The following is a 3,205-nucleotide window of genomic DNA, read 5'->3' on the forward strand; positions in this document are numbered from 1 at the left end:
AGGCAATCAAAGACCTGGAGAAGACCAAGGACGCGCTCCACAAGTCGGCGAACAACCTGCGGCTCGCGAACGACAAGGCCGAGGATCTGACGATCAAGAAATTGACTCGGGGAAACCCGACGATGGCGGCGAAGTTTGCCGAGCTCAAAGACCACGATTCTTCTGACGAAGAATGAATCCAAGGAAGTACACGATGGAAAAATTGAAGATGCACTCGCCCGACCTGACCCAGGACAACATCGCGCGGATACGCGCGCTGTTCCCGGACTGCGTGACGGAGGCCAAGGGTGTGGACGGCGGCGTGCGGCTGGCTGTGGATTTCGACCAGCTCAAGCAGACCTTGTCCGAATCGCTGGTGGAAGGACCGCAGGAGCGTTACCAGCTCAACTGGCCGGGCAAGCGCGAGGCGCTGCTGACGGCGAATGCACCGATCGCCAAGACCTTGCGCCCTTGCCGTGAGGAAAGCATGGACTTCGATACCACGAAAAATCTGTTTATCGAGGGCGACAACCTGGAAGCACTCAAGCTGCTGCAGGAAACGTATCTGGGCAAGGTCAAGATGATCTATATCGACCCCCCATACAACACGGGGCGTGACTTCATCTACGACGATGATTTCAGCGAAAGCGCCGACAGCTACCTGCTTCATTCCAATCAAGCCGACGAACAAGGCCACCGGCTGATCGCCAACACGGAGGCCAACGGACGTTTCCATTCCGATTGGCTGAGCATGATCTATGCGCGCTTGCGGCTTGCAAGGAACCTGCTCAAGGAAGATGGCGTCATCTTCATCTCCATTGACGACCACGAGGTGGATAACCTGCGCAAGGCGTGTGGCGAGGTATTTGGAGAGGAGAACTTCATCGCACAGATCATCTGGCAGAAGGTTTACGCCCCCAAGAACACCGCCGACTGGTTCTCCGAAGACCACGACTACGTGCTGGTGTACGCGCGCGAGAAGTCGAAATGGCGCCCGCAGAAGCTCGACCGGACCGAAGCCATGGAGGCGCGCTATAAGAATCCCGACAACGATCCCCGCGGCCCATGGAAAGCGGAGAACATGTCGGCCCGAAATCGTTACGACGCTGGCGTTTACCCGGTTACCAGTCCAAGCGGTCGCGTGATCTCTGGACCACCCACCGGGAACTACTGGAGAATCAACGAGGTAAAGTTCAAGGCGCTTGATGCTGACAGCCGGATCTGGTGGGGCACTGATGGCAGCAACACCCCCGCAGTGAAGAAGTTTCTGTCAGAGGTTTCGGGTGGCCGGACGCCACAAACGCTTTGGTTCTACAAGGACGTCGGCCATACGCAGGACGCCAAGAAAACGCTGTTGAAGTATGTGCAATTCGAGCACACCGAAAACGTGCTCAACTCGGTCAAGCCGGTCGAGCTGATTCAGCGCGTCTTGCAGCTTTCCGGCGAGCCACATGCCGGCGACATCGTGCTCGACTTCTTCAGCGGCAGTGCCACCACGGCCCACGCAGTGCTCCAGCAAAATGCCGAAGACGGCGGAAACCGTCGCTACATCGCCGTACAGATTGTCGAACCTTTACCCAAGCCAGAGCCGGGCATGGCCTCGATCTTCGAGATGGGGCTGAAACGGATACGCAACGTCGCGCGCGAATTACGGGATACACACGCCGACGCCTCACCTGATCTTGGTTTTCGCGTCCTGAAAATCGATACCTCCAACATGGCCGACGTGCACTACACGCCCGACGCCGTGACCCAGGATGGTCTATTCGCCGCGGTGGACAACATCAAACCCGACCGCAGCGCCTTCGACCTGCTGTTCCAGGTGATGCTGGACTGGGGCGTGGACCTGGCCCTGCCCATCGAAAAAAAGGCGATCCAAGGCAAGGACGTGTACTTCGTGGACGGCAACGCCCTGGCCGCTTGCTTTGATAACGCCGGCGGCATCGACGACGCCTTCGCCAAAGAGCTGGCCACGCACCAGCCGCTGCGCGCGGTGTTCCGTGACGCCGGTTTCAAGGACAGCACGGTGAAGATCAACATCGAACAGATCTTCAAGCTGCTCTCGCCCGCCACCGAAGTGAAGTGCCTGTGAGGTGGCGTTATGGATCAAGTTGAACTGACGCAACTGCTGGACGGCCTGATCGCCACCTGGGAAAACGAGGTGGCGGAGTTCAAGCAGGCCGGTAACGACTACAGCACCGATGACATCGGCAAGTATTTCTCCGCATTGGCCAACGAGGCCAACCTGCGCGGAGCGAACTTTGGCTGGCTGGTATTTGGCGTGAACAATCGCAGCCGTACTGTCGTAGGCACGGCATACCGGCAGGAGGCCGAGCGCCTGCACCAGTTGAAGATGCAGATCACCCAGAACACTGATCCTCGCCTGACCTTCCGCGACATCCACGAGCTTCAGCACACCGATGGTCGCGTCTTGTTGTTTCAGATTCCGGCTGCGCCGCGCGGCATTGCCATTTCGTGGAAGGGGCACTACTACGCTCGCGCCGGGGAGAGCCTCGTCTCTCTGGGCTTGGACAAGCTGGACGAAATTCGCGACCAGACCCTCACACAGGACTGGACAGCACAGTTTGTTGCCGACGCCTCCATGGCCGACCTGGACGAAGCCGCCGTGCGTAAGGCGCGCGAGTCCTTCGCCCAAAAGCACGCGAACAGCTTCGCCCCGGAAGACGTAGCAAAGTGGCCGCTGGCAACCTTCCTCGACCGCGCGCGTGTCACCCGGGATGGACAGATCACCCGCGCCACCTTGCTCTTGCTGGGCAAGGCCGAATCGGCCCACCGCCTCTCGCCCCATCCCGCACAACTGACGTGGAACCTGGTCGGCCAGGAGCGCGCCTACGAGCACTTCGGGCCGCCCTTCCTGCTGAGCAGCACGCGCCTGTATCAGCGCATCCGCAACATTCAGTTGCGCATCCTGCCCCAAGACGAACTGGTGCCGGTGGAAGTGGCCAAGTACGACCAGAAGATCGTGCTGGAATCCCTGCACAACTGCATCGCGCATCAGGACTACGCCCGCAACGGGCGTGTGGTGGTAACGGAGCTGCCCGACCGGCTGGTATTCGAAAACGAAGGCGCGTTCTTTGAAGGACAACCGGGCGACTACATCGACGGCACCCGAACCCCTCGGCGTTATCGCAACCCCTTCCTCGCGCAGGCCATGGCCGAGCTGAACATGATCGACACCATGGGCTACGGCATCCACGACATGTAC

The 3,205-nt window shown here is 59.6% G+C and carries 2 protein-coding genes and 1 pseudogene; all 3 read left to right on the forward strand.

Translation table 11 applies throughout. From position 1 onward, the window contains the following. Positions 1-176 (forward strand): annotated as a pseudogene (locus tag AC2VLV_RS05940) (DUF2130 domain-containing protein); the annotation flags it as partial. 17 nt (positions 177-193) lie between these two features. Next, the gene (locus AC2VLV_RS05945) at positions 194-2,071 is read left to right on the forward strand and encodes a site-specific DNA-methyltransferase (protein WP_486989096.1); all 1,878 of its coding nucleotides are present in this window, start codon (positions 194-196) and stop codon (positions 2,069-2,071) included. 9 nt (positions 2,072-2,080) lie between these two features. Next, the coding region (locus tag AC2VLV_RS05950) for an RNA-binding domain-containing protein (protein WP_486989097.1) at positions 2,081-3,205 on the forward strand (1,125 nt) is incomplete at its 3' end.

It is taken from the genome of Thiomonas sp. TH-17 (assembly GCF_057473305.1).

Excerpts from the sequence above, each read along its gene's own strand:
- AC2VLV_RS05945 (WP_486989096.1), top strand. The coding sequence starts at position 194 with ATGGAAAAATTGAAGATGCACTCGCCCGACCTGACCCAGGACAACATC.